This window comes from Alicyclobacillus contaminans DSM 17975 (assembly GCF_000429525.1).
In the GTDB taxonomy this organism is placed as follows: Bacteria; Bacillota; Bacilli; order Alicyclobacillales; family Alicyclobacillaceae; genus Alicyclobacillus_A; species Alicyclobacillus_A contaminans.
The window spans coordinates 1-5099 of the sequence record NZ_KE386913.1 but is presented as its reverse complement, the minus strand read 5'-3'; the positions used below and the strand labels follow the sequence as shown (position 1 = coordinate 5099).

Annotated in this window: 3 protein-coding genes; all 3 read right to left on the bottom strand. The window is 55.7% G+C overall.

Features of this window, described 5'->3' with window-relative positions:
* Positions 1–299: 299 nt before the first annotated feature.
* Complete coding sequence (cas2, locus tag G463_RS0117400; protein WP_026976136.1) at positions 300–593, bottom strand: CRISPR-associated endonuclease Cas2; 294 nt, start codon at positions 591–593, stop codon at positions 300–302.
* Positions 594–600: 7 nt separating this feature from the next.
* A complete protein-coding gene (gene cas4g/cas1g / locus G463_RS0117395) occupies positions 601–2283 on the bottom strand; it encodes a CRISPR-associated endonuclease Cas4g/Cas1g (RefSeq protein ID WP_169725506.1) in 1683 nt (560 codons plus the stop codon).
* Between the two features lie 160 nt (positions 2284–2443).
* Positions 2444–5099 (bottom strand): type V CRISPR-associated protein Cas12b (cas12b, locus tag G463_RS0117390; RefSeq protein WP_156900300.1); only part of this gene is annotated, 2656 nt, incomplete at its 5' end.

Here is a 5099-nt window from a genome sequence, read left to right as displayed (position 1 = left end):
GCGCGGCCCACGGCACCCGAAAGCGAGCAACGGCGATTTCATCCCGTTCTTTCAGTTCCAAATTCACCACATCCGTGCACCTCACTGTCGAAAGTTCCGCATCCCACCTATGATTCGAGCGCCTCCAGGGACTTTTGCCCCAGCGAGGCGCTCGAATGTCGGACCGTTGAGCGAGCGGTCTAAAAGCCAGGTCAATGTGGTCGCCTTTAAGCGCCACGTTGGCACAAAGACCTGCAGATCAAAGCATGTATCCTATAGATACGTGCTTATTATATCCGAAATATTCGCAGCCATTCAACTCAAAACACCAGGTCCTTCAAGTCCAAAGGCACCAGATCGCGTCCGATGCTTGTCACGTTGCGCTCTACCGCATTGGATTGGACGGTGCCGAGACGGGCAAACAGAATCTGATCCTGATCGTGGTGAATGACGTCCTTTAAAGTTTCCTTCAATTCGGCTTCATCCCGCTCGGTCAGTTGGCAAAGAAACACCGAGTACTGCACGTGTTTCCCGTACCCGCGCACGATTTTGTACACCTTCCGCCAACGCTTCGGATCACTGATGTCGTAACTGACCAGCACATGCCTTCGCAACGCCGCCTCACCTCGTCACAATCGGTCTGTAGTCCGGAATGTCATCCATCAAAAAACGGGCCAGGAACCTGGCTTCCAATTCCAGCATCCGCCGATAGCTGAGTTTGTATTGAAATACTGGGTGCGTCACCGTCTCGTGCATGCGCCGTTCATACGCTTGGAAAAACCGTTTCCGGGCGTTTGGCTTTAAAGCACACGCCTCAGGACCGATATAGAAATCGTCCCATTGAATCACTCCGGTATTCAGGCAACGAATCACCACCGAGTCCGCCACAATGGCTCGAAACGGTTCCATCATATCCAACACCAACGCCGGTCGCCCCGGAACGATGGTGTGATAGAAGCCGAAGAGCGGATCGAGCCCTGCCGTGGCCAATGCCACGTACATGTCGCGTTCCAACAGTGAGTACGCGAGGGATAACAGGGCGTTGACCGGATCTTTCGGAGGACGGCGGTTTCGCCCGTTCATCAAAATCTCTCCCTCGGGGACATCCCGGACGCGCAGCATCTGAGGAAATGCCGCCATGTATGCTTTGGCCGCCATCCCTTCCACACCAAGTAGAGAACTGGCCGTGGCACTACGGACCACCCGCTTTGCCAACTCGGACATCTCCGCCAAGATAGACGCATCCATGTGTTGCGCGTTCCTTCGGAGCATGGTTCGCTGGTTGAGAATCTTGGCCCGAACCACCGATTTGGCCAAGTGCATTCTGACCTCCTCGTCCCGAAATCGGCGAAACTGCGCTTCTCTAACGTGGATGTTTTTCGTCACCAGGTCATGCACCATTCCCACCAGCCGACCGCCGGAAGTCAGATAGCTGATGGATATCCCCTGCGACATGCATTCATGAATCAACTGCGTAGTCGCCTGCACATTGCCAAACAGGGAGATATGGCGCACGTCCTTCAACGGAATCTCCAGGCGTTCATCCGTGGGTAGTTGCACCACCAGCTCATACCCGCGTTTGCTCACCCGACTGCCCGGCTCGGTGACGTATACCGTCCCGAGATCGTCCCGACTGGGTACGATATCACGCAGCTTCGATGCTCCGTCCGTCAGACCACCGAGCAACATGGTTTCGTGCGGAAGGCAGACCTGATTCAGGGAGCATCGAAAGCACTTGTCCGAATTCACCAGGGGGCCGGGCATCGCGGAGGATTCCAGCTCCTGTGCACGGCGAATCGTCGCCAACGTCGCTGCGACCAGATCTTCTGACCACTGAATTCGAACGGTCTTGCGGTTCCCGCGGTAGTGCAGACGCCCCGCCTCGCACGGAAAGCCATTGGCCTGCAGCAACAGTCCTTGGGCACAGAGTTGAATTTGATCATTGGGCCACGCGCTGCCATCAAGGACCCACTCGCCAACCCGAAACGTCGCGTCTCCGCTCGGAGCGCTCGAATGTTTGGATTCGACGGGTTCCCATAGACCGGAATCCGTAACGCGGATGGCATCCAGTTTCCCGATGATGCCCAACTTCTCGTCCCCGAGAGTGAGGCTCCTTGGCGCCTGCCCCCAGGCAGTCACGTCCCCCACATCCGATGGACGCCGGTGACGCTCCGCCCGATTGTGTTGCATCGTTCCTTCGATGGTGTCAGCGGACTGTTCAAACAACCCCTGCACGTGCATGAGGTGAAACAGGCGCTCACAATAGGACAGTTCGTTCAACATACGTATGGGAATGATAGACATGAAAGCCACCTGCCATGACATTTTCGAGAGGTGTGCCAACAGAAGTCTCACACCTCTCTCACAGCCTTACCAAAAACAGGTGGAGGTTATACACAATGCGGCCGGGCCAGTCCGGCTGAGGTCGCATCCCCAAATCAAATCATCCCCGGCACAGGGATGATCAACGGCTTGACGTTGCACCGTTCTCCCCCCGTGCGGCTGCTCGCTTCTCAACCTGGTCCTGAATGGCCCGATGCACAATCTGTCTGACCTTCCCCCAGAAGACCTTTGAGTCCATCCATCGCCCGTAACCGACGTAACCACTCTCGTCGTAGAACATCCTGACGAATTCTCCCGCCCCATTCGAGGAGACGAGCATTTCCTCCCCGATGTCCCCTTCATCTTCGTCCAACGTCGAACTCGTGCGATCCGCACGATTTACGGCCACCCTCCTCCCTTTCTGATATTCGTAGAATTCGCCGTCCACTGACACAAAGGCGCCTTTCCCGTGCACTTTCATGAAAGCCGTAGACGACGGAACTGCCGCGAATCCCTCTGCTTCGACATATCGACGACATTTCACCGATGGCAGCCGCGGAATCCAAAAACGCCGCTGCAAGTTGTGTGCGGCGTTGATGTCCGCGTGAACGCACTTCAATCCGTCGGCAGCTCGCGGTCCCTTCGGGGAGACGAACCACTCTCCTCCGTCCACCGGAATCAATTGTCCCGGCTCCACGTTCGTCACATTCACCCCAGTGATTTCCGCAAACTGAATGAGCCAAAACGGCGTCTTTTCCTTATCCTGTTTGGTCACACGCTTGCAACGAAGCCCTGGCGCTCCGGTCTGTGCGTCAAACCGAGATGTGAAAGCAGCAGGTACGGTACCCACACCGATACCAAACAGGGCAGCCTGCATCTTCACTGTTTTCAGCAATTCCCGGTGTGACCAATTCATCAGTTGACTGTTTTCGGTAGGAGGCCTGTCCATCGTGAACCGATACCGAGACAGATCTTCAAACAGAATCAGGTCACAGGGCGCGTGCCGAGTTTTCACCCAGCGTGCCCGCTTGTCCAAAAAGCGGTACCCCCGGGCTGCCATCACAATCATGTCTGCCAATTTCTTGATTCGGTCTTCCTTCACATGGTTCGTGTGCTTTTGGAGCCTCTTCGCAAACCCCTCATGTTTCGGAAGGCGCCGAACCTCTCCGTACGTCCGAGCATGTGTTGACCATCGAATGAACAGCTTTCGCTGTTGAATCAAATGCTCAATATGGGCCAAGGAAATCCCGCCCGTGTGCGCAGCGTCTTCATTGCGCCGTTTTCCCCACACCTTCCGCATCGTCTGAAATACCCGGATGTGTGAGGCCGTAATCCGCTCCAATCTGCGATGTCGTTCAATCACCGCACGTTCCCATTCTGCCGGCGACAAATGCACCAAGTTCACCAATTCACCGACTGCGAGGCGCGCTTCGTGCAGAAACTGCTGCAGTGGCTGATGATCCGAATCCTCGCCCGGATCCATCGTCCATCCGCCGCCGCGCTCATCCTCCAGTAAACCGCGCACCGCTTTCGCCCTATCTTCCTCCGTGACCTGCGAGACGCGGAGCCACTTTCGCAGTATGCTCATCTCGGCCCGTATCGCAGCAAGCGCCTGTTTCCTCTCACTCTGCTTCCCTGCTGTTCGGACGCCTTCCCCCGGCAGCTTGAGAATCACGGAACGCTCGTGTTCCGCAACGAACCCCTCGCATCCTGTAATTGGATAATGCAACTTGTCCTTCCTGACCTCAGCGAAAGGCTTCACCTCAAACACCGAAATGGCCGCGCCATATCGTACACCGAGATCCACGGACATCACGCGTACGCCTGGCATACCCAACGGCTTCGTCTCCATGTAACGTTTCAGTTCTTCGGCCTTCAGCGATACCAAATCCCTGTCTCGAGAGAACGAAAACGTCTTCGACACATCCCGTTCATTGGGCACCTGGACATCCAGCGTTACGTTGAAATAGATGGAGCCTCCCCCGCCGGCACTGAGTACACCTTTGCGATATCCGGCGGACAAATGAGCTCGATTGAACTGGAGCTTGGCGCCACCAAACGCCACGGGTACCAATGCGTCGTGGCCTCGATCGCGATAGCAAACGACAGGTTTTCCAGCCTCCTCGTCCATCACGGTCACCAGACCTGTGCGCGGTGGTGTGGTGACCTTCGGATGGACCAAACCTGTTGGAAACTGCAGAGACGGAGCCAGCGAAACCGTTACGTCCTTCACTTCCGCGTAAGATCCGTCCTCCTGTGGCAAAAGCAGAGACGAAAACTTCACTTTGTGCGTGTCGTTGGCATGAACAGCAGGCTCAATCTGATAGTGATGCAAATTTCCACCGAGCTTGTCATAGCGCACCCAGACCGGGTGAAAAACGGGATGCGGCAGCGTCTTTTGCGCGAATTGTTTGGCTTTCGCCAGTTGCCGCTGTAGCTCATTGTACTTGGCAAACGTAATAAGAACCTGCGGATTGTTCAGCAGCTCCGACCGGACGCCGGGCGCAGCCAAATTCTTGAATAATGGCTCACTGCCAATTTTTCTTGGGTTTTTGCGTTGAATGTCCTTGAACGCCTCGATGTACTCGGATTCCGGTGCATCTGGAGGCAAACGCCGCCATGCCTCAGCGATGCGATCCCACCCCCGGATGGCTCTGCGCGTGATGCGGTGCGCAAACGGATTATCTGTATCAAAGCCCACCGAGGTTTTTCTCATTTCCTCCTCCACTTTACGCAGCAGCTCGGCCGTATTGAACCCCACATTGTCAAGACAGATGGGATGGCTTTTAAGAAAGAGA